The following is a 23229-nucleotide window of genomic DNA, read 5'->3' as shown; positions in this document are numbered from 1 at the left end:
CCCGGTCAGCGCCGCAGCACGGTGACCGCGTCGGCCCCGCCGACCAGGTCCAGGTCGAGGCGGTCGGTGGCGGCCTCCCAACCCGGGGTGGTGATGACCGTGCCGCCGGCCACGCCGACGCGGCGGTCGGCGTGCACGGTGACCGAGCCGGCGCCGCGGACGGCCCGCACCCGCACCGGCCGCAGGTCCGGCACGGACACCGTGAGCTGGTTGACCCCGGCGCTCAGCCGCACGGCGAGGCTGCCGTCCCCGGCGGGCAGCCGCAGCTCCGTGCGGTCGGTGCCCCCGGCCAGGTCCACGCCGATCAGCCGGCCGGCGCGCAGGTCGAGCAGCTGGGTGCTCGCGCCGCCGCCCATCACCAGCCGCCAGGCGACCCGCGAGCTGAGCCGGATCTGCACCGCCCCGGGTCCGGCGCGGCCGGTGGGCGTCAGGTGCAGCGCGACGCCCTCGGCGGTGCGCACCGGCCGCGGGGCGCTGTCGCCGTCCGCCGGGGTGCTGATCCGGTAGAGGTCCGCGCCGAGGTCGACGAGGCGCAGGTCGACGGCGGTGGTGCCGGTGACCAGCTCGAACGCCGCCCGCGCGCGGCCACCCAGGGGCGCGGTGACCGTGTGCGGGAGGCCACCGCCGGCCGCGGGGCCACCGCCGTCGACCGCCGGCGCCGGCGCGGTCCCGGCCGCGCGCAGGCCGGGCGGCCCCGAGGCGAGGGCCAGCGCGGCGGCGGCGAGCAGGGCCAGGATCACCCCGACTCCGACGATGCCGACGACGCGCCGCCGGCGGGGCGTCGCGCCGCGCGCCGGTTCGACGTCGATCACCGGGCCGGCGAAGAAGCCCGACCCGGCGTACGCGTCGGCCGGGTGCGCGGCGCCGACGCCGACGTGGGGATCGGGCTCCACGACGACGCCGGTGACGACGCGCGGACGGCGACCGTCGACGTCGGACGGTGCGGGACGCGCCTCGGGTGCGGACATGCGCTGACCTCTCTGTCCGGTGAACGGCACCGGGGAGTACGGATCCGGGGCCGGGATCGATCGACGCCGGGGCGCGGCGTTCCGATCTTCACCGGACGGCCCCGCCGCCGCCGGCAGGCCGGCGGCGGCGGGACGCGGGTCGGGTCAGTAGCGCGACCACTTCTGGTTGGCCGCGCCCGTGCAGTCCCAGAGCTGGAGCTTGCCGCCGTTGGCCGGGTTCTGGTCGCGGACGTCGACGCAGCGGTTGGCGCTGAGGTTCACCAGGTCGCCGTTGCCGTTGAGGGTGAACCGCTGGACCGGGTTGCCGTTGCAGGTCACGAGGTTGACCTCGGTGCCGTTGGCGGTGCCGGCCCAGGCCGGGTCCATGCACTTGCCCATCGCCCGCACGGTGCCGTCGGAGGCGAACGTCCAGGCCTGGGCGGCGGTGGTGTTGCAGTCCCAGATCTGCAGCTTGGCCCCGTCGACCGGGTCGGCGTTGGGGATGTCGACGCACCGCCCGCTCTGCGCGCCGCGCAGCCGGGTGGTGCCGGCCGGCGGGTTGCCGCCGGAGGTGTAGCCGGACACCCGGACGTAGTCGACGAGCATCTGCTGCGGGAACTGCGTGGTGGCGTCGGGGTAGCCCGGCCAGGTGCCGCCGACGGCCACGTTGAGGATCATGAAGAACGGGTGGTCGAACACCCAGCGGTTGCCGCCGAGCCGGCTCGGGTCGACGCGGTGGTACTCGACGCCGTCGAGGTACCACACGATCGAGTTGGGCTCCCAGTCGACCCGGTAGGTGTGGAAGGCGTCGGCCAGCGGGGCGCCGATGGTACGGCTGTTGGTGATGCCGCCGCCACCGGAGTAGCCCGGGCCGTGGATGGTGCCGTGCACGGTGTTCGGCTCGCGGCCGATGTTCTCCATGATGTCGATCTCGCCCGCGTTCGGCCAGCCGACGCTGCCCATGTCGTTGCCGAGCATCCAGAACGCCGGCCAGATGCCCTGGCCCCGGGGGATCTTGATCCGGGCCTCGAACCGGCCGTACGCCTGGGTGAACGTCGCGGCGGTCAGCAGTCGGGCGGAGGTGTACTCGCACCGGCCGTAGTGGCACTGGTAGTTGGCGGGGTTCTCCTTGCGCGCGGTGATGACCAGGTTGCCCTGGCCGTCGTGCACGGCGTTGCTCGTGCTGTTGGTGTAGTACTGCCGTTCGTCGTTGCCCCAGCCGCTGCCGCCGATGTCGAACCGCCACCGGTTCTGGTCGACGGGCGTGCCGGCCGGCGCGTTGAACTCGTCCTGCCAGGTGATCGAGCCGATGGCCGCCGCGGCGGGCTCGGCGTGGCCGGGCAGGACGAGGGCCACGCTGGAGGCGACGAGCGCGGCGGCGAGGGCGAGCGCCCGGGGGACGGATCGGCGTCTGGTCACATTGTCTCCTCGGTGGACGGTCCGGACGGCGACGCGGGGTGCGGCGGGCCGACCGGCGGCGGCGCGCAGAGAGCGCTCTCTCTAGCGAAGTCTGTCGATGCGGATCCTCTCCGTCAAGACTGTTGCCAGTGCCGTAGGGTCACCGGGGAACCCCGGGGCGTCGCCCCGGCGGACCGGCGACCGCCGGGACCCGTAGAGTCTCGCCGTGATCGAGATCGGCGCCCGGATCGACCTGCCCCATCCCACCGGCCGGGTCTGGCGCGCGTTGACGGATCCGACGCTGCTGGCCCGCTGGTACACCGAGGTCGAGCCCGCCGCCGGCCGGCCAGGCCGGCTGCTGCTCTACACGGCGGGGCTGCCCGGCTTCGACGCCGCCGTCGACGCGGAGGTGACCGAGCGGCGGGAGCCGGACGCGATCGCCCTGCGCTGCCAGGAGGCCGGCCGGCGCACGCTGCTGAGCTGCGCCGTCACCCCCACCGCCGAGGGTTGCCGGCTGACGGTCCACGAAACCCTCGAACACGGTTCCTGGCCCGTCGAGCAACGCGTGCGCCGCGAGCAGTTCTACCAGCAGGCGCTCACCGGCCGACTGCCCGCCATCCTCGACTGGCTGGCCTTCCAGCAGGTCGACCTGCTCCGCGACCAGGGCCCGCCGACGGCCGAGATGCCGATCGTCGAGACGCCCGGCGACGCGGCCCCGCCGCGACGTCGCCGCCGCACCGCGCTGGTCGCTGCGCTCGGCGGCGGCGTGCTGGTCACCGGGCTGGCGACGTGGGTGCTGCTGCCGTCGGACCCGGACCGCGCCGCCGCCCCGGAGCCGGCGACCGTCCCGCCCGTCGCGACCACCGCCGCCACCAGCGGTCCGCCCCGGGCCACGCCGACCGCGCGGCCCACCCCCGGCGCCAGCCGGAGCAGCGCCCGCCCGAGCCGCTCCGCCTCGCCCACGCCGTCGCGGACGGCCACCCCGTCACCGGCGCCGCAGGCGCCCCTCGCCGCCCGGTACGAGACCGTGGCGACCCGGATCTTCGGCTACACCGGCGAGGTGGTGGTCGACAACGCGGCCGGCGCGGCGGCCCGCGACTGGACGGTGGTGCTCAGCCTGCCCTCGGGCAGCACGATCGGCGACGTCGAGGGCGGCGAATGGCAGCAGGACGGCCGGTCCGTCACGATCACCGGGCCGGCCGTGCCGGCCGGCGGATCGCAGACCGTCCGGTTCGACGTCCGCGACGCCGACCCGTTCGTCAAGGCGCCCGAGGCGTGCGCGGTGGCCGACACCCCGTGCGCCGGCCTGTGAGGGCCGCCGGGTCGGGTCAGCGGAAGGGCCGGCCCCGGCCCAGCGCGTCGGCGTACCCCCAGCGGCCCCGGATGTCGAGCAGCTCGATCTGGCCCATCTCCTCCGGCACCCCGGCGTCGATCGCCAGGTGGTCGTCGTGCGGTTCGAGGCCCAGCAGGGCGCGCAGCAGCAGCAGCGGCGCCCCGGCGGAGGGGGCGTACGGGCTGTCGGTGAAGTGGTGCGGCACGGGGACGCGGGTGACGGCCCGGTCGTAGCCGGCGAAGTACGGGGGCAGTGCGCCCTGGAAGTGCTGTCCCGCCTCCAGCAGTGCCAGCGCGATCCGGGCGGCCTCCTGCCGGAAGCCGTAGCGGCGCAGCCCCCAGACGATGAGGGAGTTGTCCGCCGGCCAGATCGCGCCGGTGTGGTGACCCAGCGGGTTGAACTGCTCCTCGGTGCTGGCCAGGGTCCGCACCCCCCAGCCGGAGAACAGCGCCGGCCCGAGCAGGTGGCCCACCAGGCGCTCGGCGCGTTCGGGCGCGACGATCCCGCTCCACAGCAGGTGCCCGACGTTGGACGCCAGCGCGTCGACCCGCTGGCCGTCGGCCTGCAACGCCAGCGCGTAGCAGCCCCGCTCGGGCAGCCAGAAGTCCCGGTCGAACCGCTCCCGCAACGCGGCGGCGTCCCGTTCGAGCCGGTCGGCGTAGGCCGGGTCGTTCCAGAACAGCCGGGCCATCCGGGCCGCCCTCAGCCGGGCGTCGTAGGCGTACCCCTGGATCTCGCAGATCGCCTGCGGAAAGGTGGCGAGCCGGCCGTCGCGGAAGCAGACGGCCTGCACCGAGTTGCGCCAGCTCTCGTTGACCGGCCCGGCCCGACGCTGCCGGCGGGTGGACCAGACGTAGCCGTCGCCGGCCACGTCGGCGTAGTCGTCGAGCCAGGCGATGGCGGCGCGGACCTCGAACTCGTAGCGGCGGACCAGCTCGGCGTCGCCGGTCCAGCGTTCGTACTCGTCGAGCAGGATGACGAACAGCGGGGTGGTGTCGGCGGCGGAGAAGTCGGCCGCGTCGGGGGTGTCGGCGAAGGCGGCCGACTCGCCGTACCGGCTCTCCTGGACGATCCGGCCCGGCTGCTCGCCGCGGAACGGGTCGATCCGGGCACCCTGGCTCAGCGCCAAGATCCGCAGCGTGCTGACGGCCCGGTGCGGGAGGAACGGCAGCACCTGGAGGCTGCTGACCAGGCTCTCCCGGCCGAGCAGGGTCATCGACCAGGGCAGCCCGGTGGCGGGCAGCCGGTCGCGGTAGTTGAGGCCCTGGTAGTACAGGGCGGCGAGGTCGAGCACGCTGCGCCGGTACGCCTCGGCCAACGGCCCGTGGTCGGCGCGCAGCTCGGGCACCCCGGCGACGATGTCGTCGATCTCCCGGCCGGCCTCGGCGCGGGACCGGTGGGTGGAGCTGCGCAGCCGTTCCCGCAGGTCGCGCCGGCGCAGGTCCCGCACGAGGGTCAGCACGCGCAGCCGGACCGTCCAGGTGTCGTGCGGGTCGACGGAGACGGTGAAGGTGAATCCGCGCTCGTCGACGTGGGCGGGCGCGCTGGCGCAGACGACCGTCTCGCGGTGCAGGGTGTGTCTGCGGTAGTGCAGCCGCAGCGAGCTGTCGTCGACCGTGGTGGTCACCTCGCGCTCCCGCCGCAGGCCGTCGCGGATGTCCTGCACCTCCGCGAAGTCCGCCCCGACGTCCAGGCGGACGGTGTACCGCACCGGCTCCGCCCCGTAGTTGAACAGGGTGACCTCCTCCTCGAAGGTCTCCCCCAACGAGCGGTGCCGCAGGATCGACGTGGTGGCGTTGACGTAGTGCGTGGGCTGGCCGGGCACCAGGGCGAACTTCGACTCGAAGGAGCGCACGTCGTCGATCGACAGCTCGGTGAGTTGTTCGCCGTCGAGGCTCAGCCGCCAGGTCGACAGGAAGCGGGTGTCGAAGAAGAAGAGGCCGAGCGGGGTGACCGGTTCGGCCGCGACGTCGCCGTTGCGAGAGCTGATCATGAACATGTTGCCGTAGAAGATGCTGGTCGTGTCGTGCGACCCGACGCCGTCGTGCTCGACGCCGGGCCGGACGTCGGCGATCGGCTCGGTGGCGCCGCTGTCGGCGTGGATCGGCAGCAGCCGGCGGAACACCAGGAACAACGGCAGGTCGCCCTCGACGGACACCACGCCGCGAAAGAGCATCGCCACGCTGTGGTCGGCGCCGGCGACCAGCCGTTCGAACGTCTCGGGCCGCATCTCCACCAGGCAGTCCGGGTCGTGGCCGCGGCGGTCCACCCGCGCCCGCCCGCCGTCGAGGGTGACGAACCAGGTGCTGGCCGGCCCGTCGTCGGTGACGAAGCGGAAGGCGACGAGCCCGGCGGGCGTGGTGGGCAGTCGACCCCGGGAGGCCTCCGGGAGGCCGGCGAAAAACCGGTCGATCTCCGCGCTCACGGGGTGCTCCTGTCGCCACGCACCCGCACACCCCTTTCGCTATAGCCGACGAAACGGATGTAATTGCACGAAGGCCACAGTACGCTATGGCGGCCCGCGACGGCCGCGCTTCAGTGGAACGAGAACCCTCCACCCACCCACCGCCCGGGAGGGCCGATGACAGACCGACACACCGCCGCCGGGATGCGCTACTGGACGTACGGGCGCGGCCGGCGCGACACGTTCCTGCTGGTGCACGGCTGGTGCTGCGACCACCGGTTCATGGAGCCGATCGCCCGACACCTGGCCGGCCGACCCGCCCGCGTGATCGCGGTCGACATGCCGGGGCACGGGGAGAGCCCGCCACCACCCGAGGGCTACGGCGTGGAGCAGCTCGCCGCCCGGCTCCGGGCCCTGGCCGCCGAGCTCGACCTGCGGCGGGTCGTCGTGATCGGGCACAGCCTGGGCGGGGTCTGGTCGCTCGCCGCCGCCGCCGGCGACCGGGAGCGCTTCGCCGGCCTGGTCATGCTCGACTCCGCGGTGGCCGGGCCGCCGGGCGCCGCCGCCGCGATCGAGGAGGTCGCCCGGTCGCTGCGCGACGACACCTCCGGCGCGGCCCGGGAGGCGATCGTCCGGTCGTACTTCCTGCCGCAGTCCGATCCCCGGCTGGTGGAGTGGGTGGTCTCGGCCATGGCGCGCCCCTCCACCGAGGTCGCGTACGCGCCGATCGCCGCCCTGGCCGCGTACGTCGGCTCCGGCGGCGACGAGGCGGCCCTGACCCGGTGGGACCGCCCGCTGCTCCTGGTCGGCAGCAACGCGCCGTTCGCCGACTACGCCCGGCTCGCCCGGCTGGCCCCGCAGGCGAACATCGGTCAGGCCGCCGGCTCGGGCCACTTCGTGCAGCTCGAGGTGCCGGACCAGGTCAACGCGATGATCGACCGGCACCTCGAGCTCACCGGCTGAGCACCCGCCGGCGGGCCGGCACGCGCCGGTCAGCGGGAGTAGTACTCGACGACGAGCTGCTCCTCGCAGACCACCGGCACCTCGGCCCGCCGGGGCAGCCGGGTGAGCCGGGCGGCGAGACCCGCCAGGTCGACGTCGAGGTACGGCGCGGGCCGGTGCGGGGCGTGCGCTCCCGCGGCGGCGAGCAGGAACGGCGCCTTGCCCCGGCTGCGCGCGGCCACCGCGATCTCGTCGCCGGGGCGCAGCCGCGCCGACGGGCGGTCCACCCGCCGGCCGTTGACGGTCAGGTGCTGGTGGGTGACGAGCTGCCGCGCCTGGTAGATGGTGCGGGCGAACCCCGCGCGCAGCACGAGGGCGTCGAGCCGGGTCTCCAGGTCGACCACGAGCTCCTCGCCGGTCTTGCCCGGCCGGCGCGCCGCCCGGTCGAACGCGCGCCGCAGCTGCCCCTCCCGCAGGTCGTACTGCGCCTTGAGGCGCTGCTTCTCCAGCAGCCGGACCTTGTAGTCGCTGTCCTTGGTCCGGGCCCGGCCGTGGTCTCCGGGCGGGAACGGGCGGCGCTCGACGTACCGCACGCACTTGGGGGTCAGGGCGATGCCGAGTCGACGCGACCGCTTGGCCTTGGGGCGGGACTGATTCATAATCTGCCTCTCAGGTAAGGTAAGGCTAACCTAATAGGAGGTGCAGATGTCGGGCAACATCCCCCCGGCCGCCGTCGCGGTGGCCGCCGGCACACCGGCCGAGCGGCTGCGTACCCTGCTCGTGGCCGCCGACTCGGTGACGCTGCTGACCCCGACGCACCGGGCCGAGCTCACCGGCCGGCACCGCGTCGGCCCCGACGGCCGGCTCCGCGTCGAGGTGCCGGCCGACTCCGGCGCGGCCCACGAGCTGGCCCGGGAGGGGGACCTGCCCGCCGTCGTCCACGTGGTGGACCTCGCCCCGATCCCGATGCCGGACCGGGTGCGCGGCCGGGCGGCCCTCACCGGCTGGCTGACCGTCGAGGGACTGCGCGGCCGACGGCCCGACCTCGTCGCGGTGCTGCACCTCGCCACGGCCGGGATCACCGACACCGACGGCACCGCCCCGGTCGACCCGGACGCGTTCGCCACGGCCCGGCCCGACCCGATCGCCCCCGCCGAGACGGAGCTGCTGCGCCGCCTCGACGCCGACGCCCGCACCGTGGAGCAGCTCACCGGGCTGCTCCCCGCGCGGCTGCGGCAGGACGGCGCCCGGATCCACCTGCTGCGGCTGGACCGCGCCGGCATCGTCCTGCGGGTGCAGTCCCCCGCCGGGTCCGCCGCGCGTCCGCACGACGTACGGCTGCCCTTCGCCCGGCCGATGCGCGACCCGGACCAGCTCGGCGCGCGCATCGACGCGCTGCTCGGCCGGCCACCGCGCCGCGTGTCCCGCGCCGGGCGCTGAGGGCCCGCGCCCGACCGGCTGGTGGCGGGCGTCGGTCATGCTCGAAGGGTGATTCGCTTTCTGCTGAACGTGTTGTGGCTCGTCTTCGGTGGCGGGATCGTGCTGGCCGTCGGATACGGGATCGCGGCGCTGATCTGCTTCGTGCTGGTCGTCACGATCCCGTTCGGCGTCGCGTCGCTGCGCCTGGCCAGCTACTCCCTGTGGCCGTTCGGCCGGACGGTGGTGCCCAAGCCGGGCGCGGGCGTCGGCTCCGGGCTGGCCAACGTGCTGTGGGTGGTGCTCGCCGGCTGGTGGCTGGCCCTGTCCCACATCGTCGCCGGCGTCGCCCTCTGCGTCACGATCATCGGCATCCCGTTCGGGATCGCCAACTTCAAGCTCGTCCCCGCCGCGTTCTGGCCCCTGGGGCGGGAGGTCGTCGACGCGCCGTAGCCCGCCGGCTGTCGGTGCCGGCCGGTACGTTCCCTGGCATGGCCAACCTCTCGTACCTCTTCGTCACCGACCACGACGGCATCTGCCCCGCCTGGGCGGGGGCCCCGGGCGTCGCGGAGCAGGTCCTCGCCGAGGACGTGGCGGCCGTGCCGCTGCTGTGGCTGGCCATGTTCCGGCCGGGTGACCTGGTGACGGCCACGTTCCCGTCCGACGACGAGGACGAGGGCGACGTGGCGGTCACCGCCCCGATCGCGCCCCGCCGGCGGGCCCTCGACCAGCTCGACGCCGCGCTGCCGGCCCTGGCCCGGATCTTCGCCGCGGAGGGGCCGCTGCACGAGCACGCCGCGCTGCTGCGCGCGGGCGTGGCGGCCATGCCGGGCCGGTTCGTCACCGTCGATCCTTACGAGATCGCCGTGCTGGTCGACGAGCGGGAGTTCTACGACACCCTGCGCGCCGGGCTGGCCGCCCTGGACCAGCCCGGCGATCCCGCCGCCGCCCGGCGGCACCTGACCGACCTGGCGCAGCTGCGCGCCGGCCGACCGTTCCCGCCCGCCCGGCTGGTGCTGGACCAGCTCCCCGCCGCCGAGGACGACTGGTGGAACCACGGCCGCCTGCTCGGGGCAGGCGTGCGGGGTCCGGCGCCGTGGGAACGCGAGGCCGCCGAGCCGACGGTTCGGGGATGACCTGCGGCGTCGGGCCCCGGATCAGGGGCGGTAGCGGTAGCCCATGCCCGGCTCGGTGATCAGGTGCCGGGGCCGGGCCGGGTCGTCCTCCAGCTTGCGCCGCAGTTGGGCCATGTACTGCCGCAGATAGTTGGTCTCGTTCTGGTATTCCGGGCCCCACACGTCGTGCAGCAGCTGCCGCTGGCTGACCAGCTTACCGGGATGGCGCAGCAGCTTGTCGAGCACGGCCCACTGGGTGGGGGTGAGCCGCACCGGCGCGCCGTCGTCGCGGGTGACGGTGCGGTCGACCAGGTCGACCGTGTGCCGCCCCACCCGGGGGGCCGGGGTCGCGCCGTCCGCCGACGGCGCGGCGAGCCGGCGGGTGACGGCGCGGATGCGGGCGAGCAGTTCGTCGACGCCGAAGGGTTTGGTGACGTAGTCGTCGGCACCCGCGTCGAGGGCGGCGACCTTGTCCTCGCTGCCGGCCCGGCCCGACAGCACGATGATCGGCACGCTCGTCCACCCGCGCAGGCCCCGGATCACCTCCACGCCGTCGAGGTCGGGCAGCCCGAGGTCCAGCACCACCAGGTCCGGCGGGTGCGCGGCGGCGGCCTTCAACGCGGCCGTGCCGGTCTCGGCGACCCGCACCTCGTAGCCGCGGGCGCGCAGGTTGATCCGCAGGGCGCGCAGGATCTGGGGTTCGTCGTCGACGACGAGGATGCGGCTCATTCCTGCGGCCCCTCCGGCTCCCGCTGCGCTTGCGGCCCGTGCCGCTCCCCCGCCTCCGGCGGCCCGTGCGGCTCCCCCGCCTCCGGCGGACCGGGGCGGCCCGGCGGACCGGCGGCGGGCAGGCGCAGCACCATGGTCAGCCCTCCGCCGGGGGTGGTCTCGGGGGTGATGGTGCCACCCATGGCCTCGACGAGGCCGCGGGACAGGGCGAGGCCGAGGCCCACCCCGGTCTGGTTGTCCCGGTCGCCGAGGCGCTGGAACGGCAGGAAGACGTGCTCCCACTGGTCGGCCGGGATGCCGGGGCCGGTGTCGACCACCCGCAGCTCGACCTGGCCGGCGTGGGCGCTGGCGGCGACGGTGGGCGGCCGGCCGGGCGGGCTGTGCCGCAGGGCGTTGGCGACGACGTTGACCAGCACGCGTTCCAGCAGCCCGGGGTCGGCCAACGCGGCGGGCAGGTCCGCGGGGAGGTCGGTGCCGACGTCGGCGGCGGCCGGGCCGAGCTCGTCCAGTGCCCGGGGCACCACGTCCTCCAGCCCGACCGCGGTGGCGGTGACGCCGAGCGCGCCAGCCTGCAACCGGCTCATGTCCAGCAGGTTCGCCACCAGGCGACCCAGCCGGTCGAGGGACTCGTCGGCGGTGGCGAGCAGCTCCTCGCGGTCGTCGGCGTCGAACTCGACGTCGGGGCTGCGCAGGCTGCTCACCGCCGCCTTCGCCGACGCCAGGGGCGTACGCAGGTCGTGGCTGACCGCGGCGAGCAGCGCGGTGCGCATCCGGTCGGCCTCCGCGAGGGGCCCGGCGGCGGCCGCCGCGACGGCGAGGCGTTCCTGCCGCAGCGCGACGGCGGCCTGGGCGGCGAACGCCTCGACGACGCGCCGGTCGGCGGCCTCCAGCCGCCGGCCGGACAGCACGACGGTGAGCGTGTCGTCGACGGGCACGGCCGTCTCCCCGGCGTCGGGGCTGCCGGCCGGGGCGTCCCCGACGCTGGCCACCACCCGCCAGGCGGCCCGGTCGCGGGCCCGGTCGGGGCGGCCCCGCGCCTCGGCGACCAGCTCCAGCACGCTGACCGCGCGCAGCGCGAACGTCTCGCGCAGCCGGTCCAGCAGGGCCGGCAGCGGACGCTCACCGCGCAGCACGCCGCCGGCCACGGTGGCGAGGGTCTGCGCGTCGGCGGAGGCCCGGGCGGCCTCCCGGGTGCGCCGGGCGGCCACGTCGACGACCCAGCTCACGGCGACGGCGACGCCGACGAAGACGCCCAGCGCCAACAGGTTGTCGGCCTCGGCGATGGTCAGCGTGCGGTACGGCGGGGTGAAGAACCAGTTGAGCAGCAGCGATCCGCCGAGGGCGGCGACCAGCGCCGGCCAGAGGCCGCCGACCAGGGCCACCCCCACGACGCCGGCGAGGAACAGCAGGATGTCGTTGGTGAGGGTGAGATCCGGCAGGGTGCGCAGCGCCAGGGTGAGCGCCGGCATGCCGAGCGCCGCGAGGGCGAAGCCGAGCAGCCTGCGCCGCCGCGACAGGGCGGCCGGCGTGGTGGCGGCCCGCCGACCCCGCCCGGCCTCGGGGTGGGTGACCAGGTGCACGTCGATCGGCCCGGACAGGGCGGTGGTGGTGACGCCGACCCCCCGGGAGAACAGCTGGGCGAAGCGGCCCCGCCGGCTCGCGCCGAGCACGAGCTGGGTGGCGTTGACGCCCCGGGCGAAGTCGAGCAGCGCGGCCGGGACGTCCGCGCCGAGCACCTGATGGTAGGTGCCGCCGAGGCCCTCGACGAGGACCCGCTGGCGGGCCAGCCGGGCGGGGTCGGCGCCGGCCAGGCCGTCGCTGCGGGCGACGTGCACGGCCAGCAGGTCCGCGCCCCGGCCCCGGGCGGCGATCCGGGCGGCGCGGCGGATCAGCGTGTCCCCCTCCGGCCCGCCGGTCAGCGCGACGACGACGCGTTCGCGGGCCTCCCAGGTGTCGGAGATGCCCTGCTGGGCGCGGTAGGCACCGAGCTGGTCGTCGACGGTGTCGGCGAGCCAGAGCAGGGCCAGCTCGCGCAGGGCGGTCAGGTTGCCGACCCGGAAGTAGTTGCCGAGGGCGGCGTCGATCCGGTCGGGACCGTAGACGTTGCCGTGGGCCATCCGCCGGCGCAGCGCCTCCGGGGTCATGTCGACGAGTTCGACCTGCTCGGCGGCGCGGACCACGGCGTCGGGGACGGTCTCGCGCTGGGTGGTGCCGGTGATCCGGGCGACGACGTCGTTGAGCGACTCGAGGTGCTGGACGTTGACGGTGGTCAGCACGGTGATGCCGGCGTCGAGCAGTTCCCGCACGTCCTGCCAGCGCTTGTCGTGGCGGGAGCCGGGCACGTTCGTGTGGGCCAGCTCGTCGACGACGACGACCTCGGGGCGGCGGGCCAGCACGCCGTCGAGGTCCAGCTCGGTGAACTCCACGCCCCGGTGGGTGAGCACGCGCCGGGGCACCAGTTCGAGGTCGCCGATCATGGCGGCGGTGTGCGGGCGGCCGTGGGTCTCGACCAGCCCGATCACCACGTCGGTGCCGCGCGCGGCCCGCCGTCGGGCCTCTTCGAGCATCGCGTACGTCTTGCCGACGCCGGGCGCGGCCCCGAGGTAGACGCGCAGCTCTCCGGTGGGCACGGCGCTCCTCCTTCCGTGGGTCGACGTGGGTCGGGGCGAATCGTCGGCGGGCCGGCCGGGGCGGGTCGTCGGTGGTCCGCCCCGGCGAGGGTTCAACGAGCGGGCAGCCGCCGGTCGAGGGCGAGGTTCAGCTCCAGCACGTTAACGCCGGGCTCGCCCAGGAAGCCCAGCACCCGGCCGGTGGTGTGCTCGGCCACCAGCCGCCGCACCGCCGCCGGGTCCGCGCCGCGCTCGCGGGCCACCCGGGCGACCTGCAGTTCGGCGTACGCGGGGCTGATGTGCGGGTCGAGTCCGCTGCCGCCGGCGGTGACCGCGTCGGCGGGCACAGCCGGGTCGGCCGGGGCGTCGCCGCGCACGGGGACGATCACCGCCCCGGCCGCGACGTAGTCCTCGCCGGGCCGCGCCAGCTCCACCGCGACGCCCTGCCAGGCCGCCACGAACGGGGTGGCGGGTGCGGTCTGGTTGACGCTGACGACCCGGGTGACCGGGCCGGTGAACCCGTCGCGGTGGAACACGCCGAGGACCGCGCCGACCCCGTCGGCGGTGCAGTACGGCCGCCGCCCGTCCACCCCGTTCAGCGCGCCGACGGCCCGGCTGCGGGCGCAGACCTGGGTGAGCAGGCTCGGCGTCGATTCGGCGGGGTCGGCGGCGAGGGTGTCCACGACGCTTTCCGGGCCGAGGTTGCTCGCCGCGGTGGAGGTGGGGTCATAGCCGTCGCCGGCCGCCGAGGGGCGGGACTGGAAGTAGCGCGGAACGGGGTCGCCGTCGGCGTCGGTGAACGCCTGGCCGAAGAGCGCGCTGCCGACGGTGCGGCCGTCGGCGGTGACGAGCGAGCCGTCGGCGCGGGCGTCGAGGCCGGGCAGCCGGCCTGCGGCGACCAGGGCGAGCGGGTACGCGAGGCCGAGCAGGGCGGTGAAGACGAGCAGGGCGCGCAGGGCGGCCAGGTGTTGGGCGAGCCAGGTGGGTAGACGCATCACGAGATCCCCGGGACGAGCTGGACGAGCAGGTCGATGAGCTTGATGCCGATGAACGGCACGACGATGCCGCCGAGGCCGTAGACCAGCAGGTTGCGGCGCAGCAGTGTCGCCGCCGCCGCCGGCCGGTACCGCACGCCGCGCAGGGCCAGTGGGATGAGCGCGACGATGACGATCGCGTTGAAGACGACGGCCGAGAGGATCGCGGACTCCGGGCTGGCCAGCCGCATGACGTTCAGCGTGTCCAGGCCCGGGTGGATGCCGGCGAACATGGCCGGGATGATCGCGAAGTACTTCGCGATGTCGTTGGCGATGGAGAAGGTGGTCAGGGCGCCCCGGGTGATGAGGAGTTGCTTGCCGATCTCGACGATCTCGATGAGCTTGGTCGGGTCGGAGTCGAGGTCGACCATGTTGCCGGCCTCCTTCGCCGCCGACGTGCCGGTGTTCATGGCCACCCCGACGTCGGCCTGGGCGAGGGCGGGTGCGTCGTTGGTGCCGTCGCCGGTCATCGCGACCAGCCGGCCGCCCTCCTGCTCCCGCTTGATCAGGTGGAGCTTGTCCTCCGGCGTGGCCTCGGCGAGGAAGTCGTCGACGCCGGCCTCGTCCGCGATCGCCTTCGCGGTGCGCGGGTTGTCGCCCGTGATCATGACGGTGCGGATGCCCATCCGGCGCATCTCGTCGAAGCGTTCCCGCATGCCCGACTTGACCACGTCCTTGAGGTGGATCACGCCGAGCGCCCGCGCCGGTTCGCCCTGGACGTGCTCGGCCACCACGAGCGGGGTGCCGCCGAGCCCGCTGATCTCGTCGACCACCTGGCCGACCTGCTCGGTGGGGTGGCCGCCGTGCTCACGGACCCACTTCAGCACGGCTGCCGCCGCGCCCTTGCGGACCCGCCGGGCGGGGCCGGCGTCGCCGTCCGGGGTGAGGTCGACGCCGCTCATCCGGGTCTGGGCGGTGAACGGCACGAACGCGGCGTGTGGCACGAGGCCCGGTTCCCGCTCCCGCAGCCCGAAGTCGTTCTTGGCGAGGACGACCACGGACCGGCCCTCGGGGGTTTCGTCGGCGAGGCTGGACAGTTGGGCCGCGTCGGCCAGCTCGGCGGCGGTGACCCCCTCGACGGGCAGGAACTCGGCCGCCTGCCGGTTGCCGAGGGTGATGGTGCCGGTCTTGTCCAGCAGCAGGGTGTTCACGTCACCGGCGGCCTCGACGGCCCGGCCGCTCATGGCCAGCACGTTGCGCTGCACCAGACGGTCCATGCCGGCGATGCCGATCGCCGAGAGCAGCGCGCCGATGGTGGTGGGGATGAGGCAGACCAGCAGCGCCACCAGGACCACGCCGCTGACGCCGGCGTCGGTGATCGCGCCGGTGTCCGGTGCCGCGCCCTGGTAGCCCTTCGAGAAGACGGCGAGGGGCTGGAGCGTGACCACGGCCAGCAGGAAGATGACGGTGAGCGCGGCGAGCAGGATGTTGAGCGCGATCTCGTTCGGCGTCTTCTGCCGGTTCGCGCCCTCGACCAGGGCGATCATCCGGTCGATGAAGCTCTCCCCCGGCCGCTGGGTGATCCGCACGACGACCTGGTCGGAGAGCACCCTGGTGCCACCGGTGACCGCGCTGCGGTCGCCACCGGACTCTCGGATGACGGGGGCGGACTCGCCGGTGATGGCCGACTCGTCGACGCTGGCGATGCCCTCGACGACGTCCCCGTCGCCGGGGATGATCCCGCCGGCGCAGATGAGCACGACGTCGCCCTGCCGCAGCTCTGGCGCGGGCACCGCCTCGTCCCGGTAGGTGTTGGCGGGCGCGCCCGGGGTCCAGCCGACCAGCCGGGTGGCGATGGTTTCCTGCTTGGCCCGGCGCAGGGTGGCGGCCTGTGCCTTGCCGCGCCCCTCGGCGACCGCCTCGGCGAGGTTGGCGAAGACGACGGTGAGCCAGAGCCAGCCGGTGATGGCCCAGGCGAAGACCGAGGGGTCGGTCGCGGCGAGAACGGTGGTGAAGGCCGCGCCGATCGCCACGATCAGCATCACCGGGTTGTGCCACAGGGTGCGCGGGTCGAGCTTGCGCAGCGCGTCCGGCAGGGCGGCCAGGAGCTGCCCCGGGTCGAGCAGGCCGCCGCCGGCCGGGTTGCCCCGGGTGGCGGGCGTGCCGGCTGTCCCCGCGTCGGCGGTGCCGTGCGGTGCCGGCGTGGACGTTGTCATGTCCTTCTCTCTCACAGTGGTCACAGCCCCTCGGCGAGGGGACCGAGCGCGAGCGCGGGCAGGAAGGTCAGCGCGACCAGGAGCACCGTGACGCCGACGACCATCCCGACGAACAGCGGCCGGTGGGTCGGCAGGGTTCCCCCGGTGGCGGGGGTGGGCACCTGGCGGGCCAGGGAGCCGGCCAGGGCGAGCACGAAGATGATCGGCAGGAACCGGCCCAGGAGCATGCACAGGCCCAGGGCGGTGTTCCACCACGGGGTGCCGACCGTGATGCCGGCGAACGCGGAGCCGTTGTTGTTGCTCGCCGAGGTGACCGCGTACAGCACCTCGGACAGGCCGTGCGGGCCGGCGTTCAGGGCCGTGGAGTTGTTGCCGGTGGCGAACGCCGCGGCCGTCCCGGCCAGCACCAGCGCCGGGGTGACCAGGAAGAACAGCGACGCGAGCTTGATCTCCCGCGCGCCGATCTTCTTGCCCACGTACTCCGGGGTCCGGCCGACCATCAGGCCGGCCACGAAGACGGTGATCACCGCGAGGACCAGCATCCCGTAGAGGCCGGAGCCGACACCCCCGGGAGCCACCTCGCCGAGCATCATGTTGACCAGCGGCATCATCCCGCCCAGGGCCGTGTACGAGTCGTGGAACGAGTTCACCGCGCCGGTGGAGGTGAGCGTCGTCGCCGCGGCGAAGGTCGCTGAGTCCGACACCCCGAAGCGCACCTCCTTGCCCTCCAGCGCGGCCCCGACCGCCTGCGGCACCGTGCCGTGGCCGGCCAGCTCGAAGACGTTGGTCAGGGCGATGCTCGCCACCGCCAGGATCGCCATGACCGCGGCGATGGCGTATCCCTGCCGGTTCTGGCCGACCATCCGGCCGAACACCCGGGGCAGGCTGAACGGGATCGCCAGGAGCAGGAAGATCTCCAGCCAGTTCGTCCAGGCCGTCGGGTTCTCGAAGGGGTGGGCGCTGTTGACGTTGTAGAAGCCGCCGCCGTTGGTGCCCAGTTCCTTGATCACCTCCTGGCTGGCCACCGGCCCGCCGGTGATCGTCTGGGCTGCGCCGGTGAGTGTGGTGACGTCGGTGCCGGCGGACAGGTTCTGCACCACGCCGCCGAGCATCAGCACGAGCGCCCCGAGCACCGAGACTGGCAGCAGGACCCGCAGCGCGATCCGGGTCAGGTCGACCCAGAAGTTGCCCAGTTCGCCCGTACGACCGCGGGCGAACCCACGGACCAGGGCGACCGCGACGGCGATGCCGACGGCGGCGGAGACGAAGTTCTGCACCGCCAGCCCGGCCATCTGCACCAGGTGCCCCATGGTCGACTCGCCCGAATACCACTGCCAGTTCGTGTTGGTCACGAACGACACCGCGGTGTTCCACGCCCCGTGCGGCACCACCGGGGCGAAGCCGAGGGACAGCCACAGGTGGTTCTGCACGCGCTGGAACGCGTACAGGAACAGGATCGACACCGCGGAGAAGGCAAGCACCGCGCGGGCGTACACGCCCCAGGTCTGCCCGGCCGCCGGGTCGACCCCGACCAGGCGGTACACGACCCGCTCGACGCGGGCGTGCCGGGTGCCCGCCACCACGCGGTAGAGGTAGTCGCCGAACGGCTTGTGGACGGCTACCAGGGCCGCCACGAGCGAGAGTGCGAACAGCACGCCGGCTGTCGTCGTGGTCATCAGAACCGCTCCGGGAACAGCAGGGCGATCACCAGGAACACGCCCAGGCCGATCGCCAGCGCCAAGCCGACGGCGTCGACGGCGCTCACAGCTTCTCCACGCCCCTCACCACGAGGGCGAGCGCCGCGAACAGCGCCGCCGTCACCAGCACGTACACCAGGTCGGACACGGTCGGTTCCTCCTACTGGACACGGTCGTCGCGACCGGGGCCGGTCGCCGTGCCATCACAACCCGCCGCGCGGCCCGGGGACAGGGGCCATAACGCGACCGTGACGGCGACGGGCCGTTTCTTGACGCCGTTTTCACGCGGACCGGTCGCGGCCGTGAGCGCGGTCACCCCGCCGGGACCGGGCCGACGCGGACGCGCCGGGTGGTCGCCCGCAACCGCAGCGCGACGGGACGCGCATCGGCGGGGCGAGAAGGGGCTCCGGAGGTACTTCCCGGTAACCCGGCTATTGACCGGTTTTCATCGGCCGGCAATACTCGCCCGTGTTAGCGCTCACATGCAGGGCCGTCCGACCGGGGCGCGGCGCGTCGGGCCCCGGCCACGGCACGCCGGGGGCAGTGCCGATGTCCAGGAGGCACACATGTTCCGACCACACCCACTGCTCGGCCTCGCGGCGGCCGCGCTGGTGGCCACCACCGTCGCCACCGCCACGCCCGGCCTGGCCAGGACGCCGACCCCCGAGCCCGAATACACCATCACCGTCGACCCGGCCGCCGCCGGCACCGCGATCAGCGACTCCATGTACGGGGTGTTCTTCGAGGACATCAACTTCGCCGCCGACGGCGGGTTCCACGCCGAACTGGTCCGCAACCGCTCCTTCGAATTCGGCCCGGCCGACAACCGCTCCTACACGCCGCTGACCGGCTGGACGTCCACCGCCGACGCCGGCGGCGTCGGCACCGCGTCCACGGCGGACGACGCCGCCCGGCTGCACGAGCGCAACCGCACCTACCTGCGCCTCGACCTCGCCAACCCCGGCGACGGCCGGTACGGCGTGACGAACGCGGGCTACAACACCGGGATCGCGCTGCGCGCCGGCGGCGCGTACGACTTCTCGGTGTGGGCCCGCACCGACGCCGCCGCCGGGACCCCCCCTGACCGTCACCCTGCACGACGCCGCGGGCCGGCCGCTCGCCGCGCCCCTGAGGCGTGCCGTGCGCGGCGACGGCTGGACGCGGTACACCGGGACGCTGAAGGCGACCCGCACCACCGACGCCGGCCGGCTGTCCGTGCGCGCGGGCGGCACCGGCGTCCTGCGGCTGGACATGGTCTCGCTGTTCCCCCGCGACACCTTCCGCCAGCGCCCGAACGGCCTGCGCCGCGACCTCGCCGAGAAGATCGCGGCGCTGAAGCCCGGCTTCGTCCGCTTCCCCGGCGGCTGCCTGGTCAACACCGGCAGCATGTCCGGCTACGACGCCGCCTCGAACTGGCCCCGGGCCCGCTCCTACCAGTGGAAGGACACGGTCGGCCCGGTCGAGACCCGCGCCACCAACGCCAACTTCTGGGGCTACAACCAGTCCTACGGCCTGGGCTACTACGAGTACTTCCAGTTCGCCGAGGACATCGGCGCGATGCCGCTGCCCGTCGTGCCCGCCCTGGTCACCGGTTGCGGCCAGAACCAGGCGACCGTCGACGAGGCGCTGCTGCAACGCCACATCGCCGACACCCTCGACCTGATCGAGTTCGCCAACGGCCCGACCAGCTCCACCTGGGGCCGCCTGCGCGCCTCGATGGGGCACCCCAGGCCGTTCGGCCTGACCCACCTCGCCGTCGGCAACGAGGAGAACCTGCCGGACGCGTACTTCGCCAACTTCCAGAGGTTCCGCGCGGCGATCGAGGCGGCGCACCCGGGGATCACCGTGATCGGCAACTCCGGCCCCGACGACGCCGGCGGCACCTTCGACCGGCTCTGGCAGCTCAACCGCGACGCCGGCGTCGCCATGGTCGACGAGCACTACTACAACAGCCCGGCGTGGTTCCTGCAGAACAACACCCGCTACGACTCCTACGACCGCGCCGGCCCGAAGGTCTTCCTCGGCGAGTACGCCTCGCAGGGCAACAAGCTGGCCAACTCGCTGGCCGAGGCGTCGTACCTGACCGGCCTGGAACGCAACGCCGACGTGGTGCGGATGGCCTCGTACGCGCCACTGCTGGCCAACGTGGACAACGTCCAGTGGCGGCCCGACCTGATCTGGTTCGACAACGACGAGTCGTGGGGCTCCACCAGCTACCAGGTGCAGAAGCTTTTCATGAACAACGTCGGCGACCGGACCGTGCCGAGCCGGGTCACCGGCCCGTCCACGGCGCCGGCGCCGATCACCGGCGCGATCGGCCTGTCGACCTGGGCCACCTCGGCCACGTACGACGACGTGCGGGTGACCGCCCCCGACGGCACCGTGCTCTTCGCCGACGACTTCTCCGCCGGGGCGGGCGCCTGGACGCCGCTGGCGAACCGGGGCGCCTGGTCGGTGATCGACGGCGCGTACACCCAGTCGGACACCGGCGCGCAGGACACCCTGGTCAGGGCCGCCGACGTCACGGCCAGCGACTACGACCTGACGCTCAGGGCCCGCAAGAACGCCGGCGCGGAGGGCTTCCTCATCGCGTTCGGGGTGAAGGACTCCGGCAACTTCTACTGGTGGAACCTCGGCGGCTGGAACAACACCCAGGGCGCGGTGGAGAAGGCCACCAACGGGGCCAAGGAGACCCTGCTCGCCAAGCCGAACCGGATCACCACCGGCACCACGTACGACGTGCGGGTGCAGGTGCGCGGCACGAAGGTCACCCTGTTCCTCGACGGCCAGGAGTGGGCCAGCTTCACCGACGACCGGGTCACCCGCACGTTCACTCAGGTCGTCACCCGCGACGACGCCACCGGCGAGCTGATCGTGAAGGTGGTCAACGCCCAGGACAGGCCCGCCGTGACCCGGGTGGACCTGGGCGGGCTGCGGGTGCACGACCGGGCCCGGATGACCGTGATCACCGGCGACCCGGGCGAACAGAACACCCGCTCGGCCGAGCCGATCCAGCCGGTAACCCGGACCGTCGGCGGCATCGCCGGCACGTTCACCCGCACCTTCGCGCCGAACTCCGTCACCTTCCTGCGCATCCGGACCAAGTGAGGTAGCCACGATGACGTACCCGATGAGCCGACGTGTCCTGCTGCGCGGCGGGCTGGGCGTGGCGGCGACCGGCATGGTCGCCGGGCTGTCCTCCGCGGCCACCGCCGGCCCCCGGCCGGGCGTGGCCCGCACCGACGCCGAGGTCTACGGCGTCACCACCGTCGACCCGCTGATCACCCAGCGCGCCGACCCGTTCATCACCCGGCCGGTCGCCGGGACGTACTACTTCACCGGCTCCGTGCCGGAGTACGACCGGATCGTCGTGCGGGGCGCGTCCACCATCGCCGGCCTGGCCACCGCGGCCGAGTCCGTGATCTGGCGGCGGCCCGCCAGCGGACGGATGGCCGGGCACATCTGGGCACCGGAGCTGCACCGCATCGACGGGCGGTGGTACGTCTACTTCGCCGCCGGCGACTCCGACAACGTGTTCCGCATCCGGATGTACGTGCTGGAGTCGGGGCTGGCCGACCCGCGCGACCCCGCCGGGTGGACGCTGCGCGGCCAGATCGCCACGGAGTGGGACGACTTCTCCCTCGACGCGACCACCTTCGCGCACGCCGGGCGGCGCTACCTGGTGTGGGCGCAGGCCGAGCCGGAGATCGCGGTCAACACCAGCCTGTACATCGCCGAGATGAACACGCCGTGGTCCATCCGCACCAAGCCGGTGCGCATCGCCACCCCGACGCGGGCGTGGGAGACGCAGGGCTTCGCGGTCAACGAGGGCCCGGCGGTGCTCGTACGCAACGGGCGGGTGTTCCTGACCTTCTCCGCCAGCGCCACCGACGCCCGCTACTGCATGGGCCTGCTGAGCGCCGACGCGGGCGCGAACCTGCTGGACAACCGGTCGTGGGTGAAGACCCCCGACCCGGTCTTCGCCACCTGGGAGCAGACCCGGCGGTACGGCCCGGGGCACAACTCGTTCACCGTCGCCGAGGACGGGGTGACCGACGTGCTCGTCTACCACGCCCGCGACTACCGCGACATCACCGGCGACCCGCTCTACGACCCCAACCGGCACACCCGGGTGCAGCGGCTGTACTGGCACGGCGACGGCTCGCCGCTGTTCGGGGTGCCCGTGGGCGAGGGCGGCCCGATCGTGCGCCTGTCCCCCGCCGACGCCCGCACCGCGTACGTGCGGCACTGGGAGTACGTGCTGCGGGTCGACTCCGGCGTGCGCGAGCTGGCCGACACCCAGTTCCGGTTCGTGCCGGGGCTGGCCGGCGCGGGCACCGAGTCGCTGCGGTCGGTCAACTTCCCCGACCGGTACGTCCGCGTCGTCGACGGGACCGTCCAGATCGTCCCGGTGGCGGCCGGCAGCCCCGAGGCGACCTCGGCGAGCTTCCGTCGGGTCCCCCGCGACGGTGGCGGGATCTCCCTCCAGCTCGCCGGTGACGCCACCGCGTACCTGCGGCACGACCGGGGCCGGCTGATCGTCGGGCCGGCGGCCGGGAACCGGACGACGTTCCTGCTGAGCTGACCGGCGCGTGGCGGTGGCTCGGTCAGGTCGCGATGTCCGGGTACGGCAGGTCGAAGTGGGCCAGCCGGGCGGCGTACGCCTTCTGGTACTCCAGCGGCTCGGTGTTGTCCCGTTCGAACATGGCGATGAACAGCGTCAGGGTGAGGAACGGGTGGGCGCCCAGCTGGAACAGCGCGACGTGGTCGTGGGCGATCAGGGCGGCCCGCTCGGCCGGGGTGAACCGCAGCCAGGTGCTGGCCTCGCCGGTGTGGCAGTTGAGCACGGCGTTGGCCCGCTCGGCTCGGGTACCAGGTGAAGTAGGCCTCCATGGTGTGGAACAGGTCGAGGGTGTCGACGTGGTGGGCCTTCGCGCCCGCGCCCGCGACGCCCATCATGAGCATGAAGTCCATGAACCCGTGGGTGGCGTTGCCGGGGGCGTGCAGGCTGTCGAGGGTCACCTCCGACAGGCAGCCGTCGAGGTCGCCGTTGGCGATCCACTCCACGGCCCGGCGGTCGAACTCGGGGTCGGGGCCGTGCGGGCCGGACTGGCGGGGCCCGCCGAGCTCCAGCGACAGGTGGCCGGTGCCGATGATCGCCACCCGCAGGTGCGACGGCCACGACTCGACGATCTCGCGGATGGCCTGGCCGAGCTGCACGAAGCGCTTCGGCTGCGGCAGCGGCGGGGCGAAGATGTTGGTGTAGATCGGCACGATCGGCAGGTCGGCCTCGGGGCGCAGCGTGACGATCGGGCAGGTGATGCTGTGGTCGATGCGCAGCTCGTTGCTGAACGCCAGGTCGAAGCCGGCGTCGAGGCCGGCGCGCAGGATGTGCCCGGACAGGTCCTCCTGGCCCGTGAGCAGCATCCGCGGCAGCCCGAACTCGCGT

At 74.1% G+C, this 23229-nt stretch carries 18 protein-coding genes and 1 pseudogene; 7 read left to right on the top strand and 12 right to left on the bottom strand.

What is annotated here, in order from left to right; all coding sequences use genetic code 11:
- Positions 1-5: 5 nt before the first annotated feature.
- Both GA0070558_RS09605 and GA0070558_RS09600 read right to left on the bottom strand, forming a co-directional pair.
- Positions 6-968: a hypothetical protein gene (locus tag GA0070558_RS09605; protein WP_091277791.1), complete on the bottom strand. Its 963-nt coding sequence runs from the start codon at positions 966-968 to the stop codon at positions 6-8.
- Positions 969-1112: 144 nt separating this feature from the next.
- Complete coding sequence (locus tag GA0070558_RS09600) at positions 1113-2366, bottom strand: glycoside hydrolase family 16 protein (protein ID WP_091277789.1); 1254 nt, start codon at positions 2364-2366, stop codon at positions 1113-1115.
- A gap of 205 nt (positions 2367-2571) precedes the next feature.
- Between GA0070558_RS09600 and GA0070558_RS09595 the strand changes: the two genes are divergently transcribed.
- Positions 2572-3657 carry an SRPBCC family protein gene (locus tag GA0070558_RS09595; protein ID WP_091277786.1) on the top strand — a complete coding sequence of 362 codons (1086 nt, stop codon included), beginning with the start codon at positions 2572-2574 and terminating at the stop codon, positions 3655-3657.
- A gap of 16 nt (positions 3658-3673) precedes the next feature.
- Here GA0070558_RS09595 and GA0070558_RS09590 read toward each other — a convergent pair whose 3' ends face one another.
- On the bottom strand, positions 3674-6103 hold the full coding sequence (locus GA0070558_RS09590; RefSeq protein WP_091277783.1) for a glycogen debranching N-terminal domain-containing protein: 2430 nt from the start codon (positions 6101-6103) through the stop codon (positions 3674-3676).
- A gap of 156 nt (positions 6104-6259) precedes the next feature.
- On the opposite strand from GA0070558_RS09590, the gene GA0070558_RS09585 reads away from it, so the two are divergent.
- The gene (locus GA0070558_RS09585) at positions 6260-7045 is read left to right on the top strand and encodes an alpha/beta fold hydrolase (RefSeq protein WP_091277782.1); all 786 of its coding nucleotides are present in this window, start codon (positions 6260-6262) and stop codon (positions 7043-7045) included.
- Between the two features lie 29 nt (positions 7046-7074).
- On the opposite strand, the gene rpsD is transcribed toward GA0070558_RS09585, so the two are convergent.
- On the bottom strand, positions 7075-7683 hold the full coding sequence (rpsD, locus tag GA0070558_RS09580; protein WP_091277780.1) for a 30S ribosomal protein S4: 609 nt from the start codon (positions 7681-7683) through the stop codon (positions 7075-7077).
- A 46-nt stretch (positions 7684-7729) separates the two neighbouring features.
- On the opposite strand from rpsD, the gene GA0070558_RS09575 reads away from it, so the two are divergent.
- Genes GA0070558_RS09575 through GA0070558_RS09565 form a run of 3 tightly spaced genes read left to right on the top strand, consistent with a single transcriptional unit; the run spans position 7730 to position 9576 of the window.
- The gene (locus GA0070558_RS09575; RefSeq protein ID WP_091277778.1) at positions 7730-8464 is read left to right on the top strand and encodes a DUF2470 domain-containing protein; all 735 of its coding nucleotides are present in this window, start codon (positions 7730-7732) and stop codon (positions 8462-8464) included.
- Positions 8465-8512: 48 nt separating this feature from the next.
- A complete protein-coding gene (locus GA0070558_RS09570) occupies positions 8513-8893 on the top strand; it encodes a YccF domain-containing protein (RefSeq protein ID WP_043963476.1) in 381 nt (126 codons plus the stop codon).
- A gap of 38 nt (positions 8894-8931) precedes the next feature.
- Entirely contained in the window at positions 8932-9576 is a 645-nt protein-coding gene (locus GA0070558_RS09565) for a hypothetical protein (protein WP_091277776.1), read from the top strand.
- Positions 9577-9597: 21 nt separating this feature from the next.
- Here GA0070558_RS09565 and GA0070558_RS09560 read toward each other — a convergent pair whose 3' ends face one another.
- From GA0070558_RS09560 to kdpF, 6 genes are all read right to left on the bottom strand, one after another.
- Positions 9598-10284 carry a response regulator gene (locus GA0070558_RS09560; RefSeq protein ID WP_091277774.1) on the bottom strand — a complete coding sequence of 229 codons (687 nt, stop codon included), beginning with the start codon at positions 10282-10284 and terminating at the stop codon, positions 9598-9600.
- Complete coding sequence (locus GA0070558_RS09555) at positions 10281-12914, bottom strand: sensor histidine kinase (protein WP_091277771.1); 2634 nt, start codon at positions 12912-12914, stop codon at positions 10281-10283. Before GA0070558_RS09555 ends, GA0070558_RS09560 begins: the two co-directional genes overlap by 4 nt.
- Positions 12915-13006: 92 nt before the next feature.
- The gene (locus GA0070558_RS09550) at positions 13007-13888 is read right to left on the bottom strand and encodes a potassium-transporting ATPase subunit C (protein ID WP_091277767.1); all 882 of its coding nucleotides are present in this window, start codon (positions 13886-13888) and stop codon (positions 13007-13009) included.
- Positions 13888-16083: a potassium-transporting ATPase subunit KdpB gene (gene kdpB, locus GA0070558_RS09545; protein WP_091277766.1), complete on the bottom strand. Its 2196-nt coding sequence runs from the start codon at positions 16081-16083 to the stop codon at positions 13888-13890. The genes GA0070558_RS09550 and kdpB overlap by 1 nt, the downstream gene beginning before the upstream one ends.
- 20 nt (positions 16084-16103) lie before the next feature.
- The gene (gene kdpA / locus GA0070558_RS09540; RefSeq protein WP_091277764.1) at positions 16104-17759 is read right to left on the bottom strand and encodes a potassium-transporting ATPase subunit KdpA; all 1656 of its coding nucleotides are present in this window, start codon (positions 17757-17759) and stop codon (positions 16104-16106) included.
- A complete protein-coding gene (gene kdpF / locus GA0070558_RS09535) occupies positions 17759-17848 on the bottom strand; it encodes a K(+)-transporting ATPase subunit F (RefSeq protein ID WP_091277762.1) in 90 nt (29 codons plus the stop codon). The genes kdpA and kdpF overlap by 1 nt, the downstream gene beginning before the upstream one ends.
- A gap of 1072 nt (positions 17849-18920) precedes the next feature.
- On the opposite strand from kdpF, the gene GA0070558_RS09530 reads away from it, so the two are divergent.
- Both GA0070558_RS09530 and GA0070558_RS09525 read left to right on the top strand, forming a co-directional pair.
- Complete coding sequence (locus tag GA0070558_RS09530) at positions 18921-20888, top strand: alpha-L-arabinofuranosidase family protein (RefSeq protein ID WP_256091846.1); 1968 nt, start codon at positions 18921-18923, stop codon at positions 20886-20888.
- Between the two features lie 22 nt (positions 20889-20910).
- Positions 20911-22365, top strand: a complete 1455-nt coding sequence (locus GA0070558_RS09525; RefSeq protein WP_256091845.1) for a family 43 glycosylhydrolase — start codon at positions 20911-20913, stop codon at positions 22363-22365.
- 22 nt (positions 22366-22387) lie between these two features.
- Here the strand turns inward: GA0070558_RS09525 and GA0070558_RS09520 are convergent, their stop codons facing one another.
- Together GA0070558_RS09520 and GA0070558_RS09515 are read right to left on the bottom strand one after the other, a co-directional pair.
- Positions 22388-22627, bottom strand: coding sequence for a hypothetical protein (locus GA0070558_RS09520; RefSeq protein ID WP_256091844.1), 240 nt, complete (start codon positions 22625-22627; stop codon positions 22388-22390).
- 130 nt (positions 22628-22757) lie between these two features.
- Positions 22758-23207 (bottom strand): annotated as a pseudogene (locus tag GA0070558_RS09515) (DODA-type extradiol aromatic ring-opening family dioxygenase); the annotation flags it as partial.
- Between the last annotated feature and the right edge of the window lie 22 nt (positions 23208-23229).

The sequence above is a fragment of the Micromonospora haikouensis genome (assembly GCF_900091595.1).
GTDB classification, from domain to species: Bacteria; Actinomycetota; Actinomycetes; order Mycobacteriales; family Micromonosporaceae; genus Micromonospora; species Micromonospora haikouensis.
The sequence above is the reverse complement of the archived record's forward strand: the minus strand, read 5'-3'. Positions and strand labels throughout refer to the sequence as shown.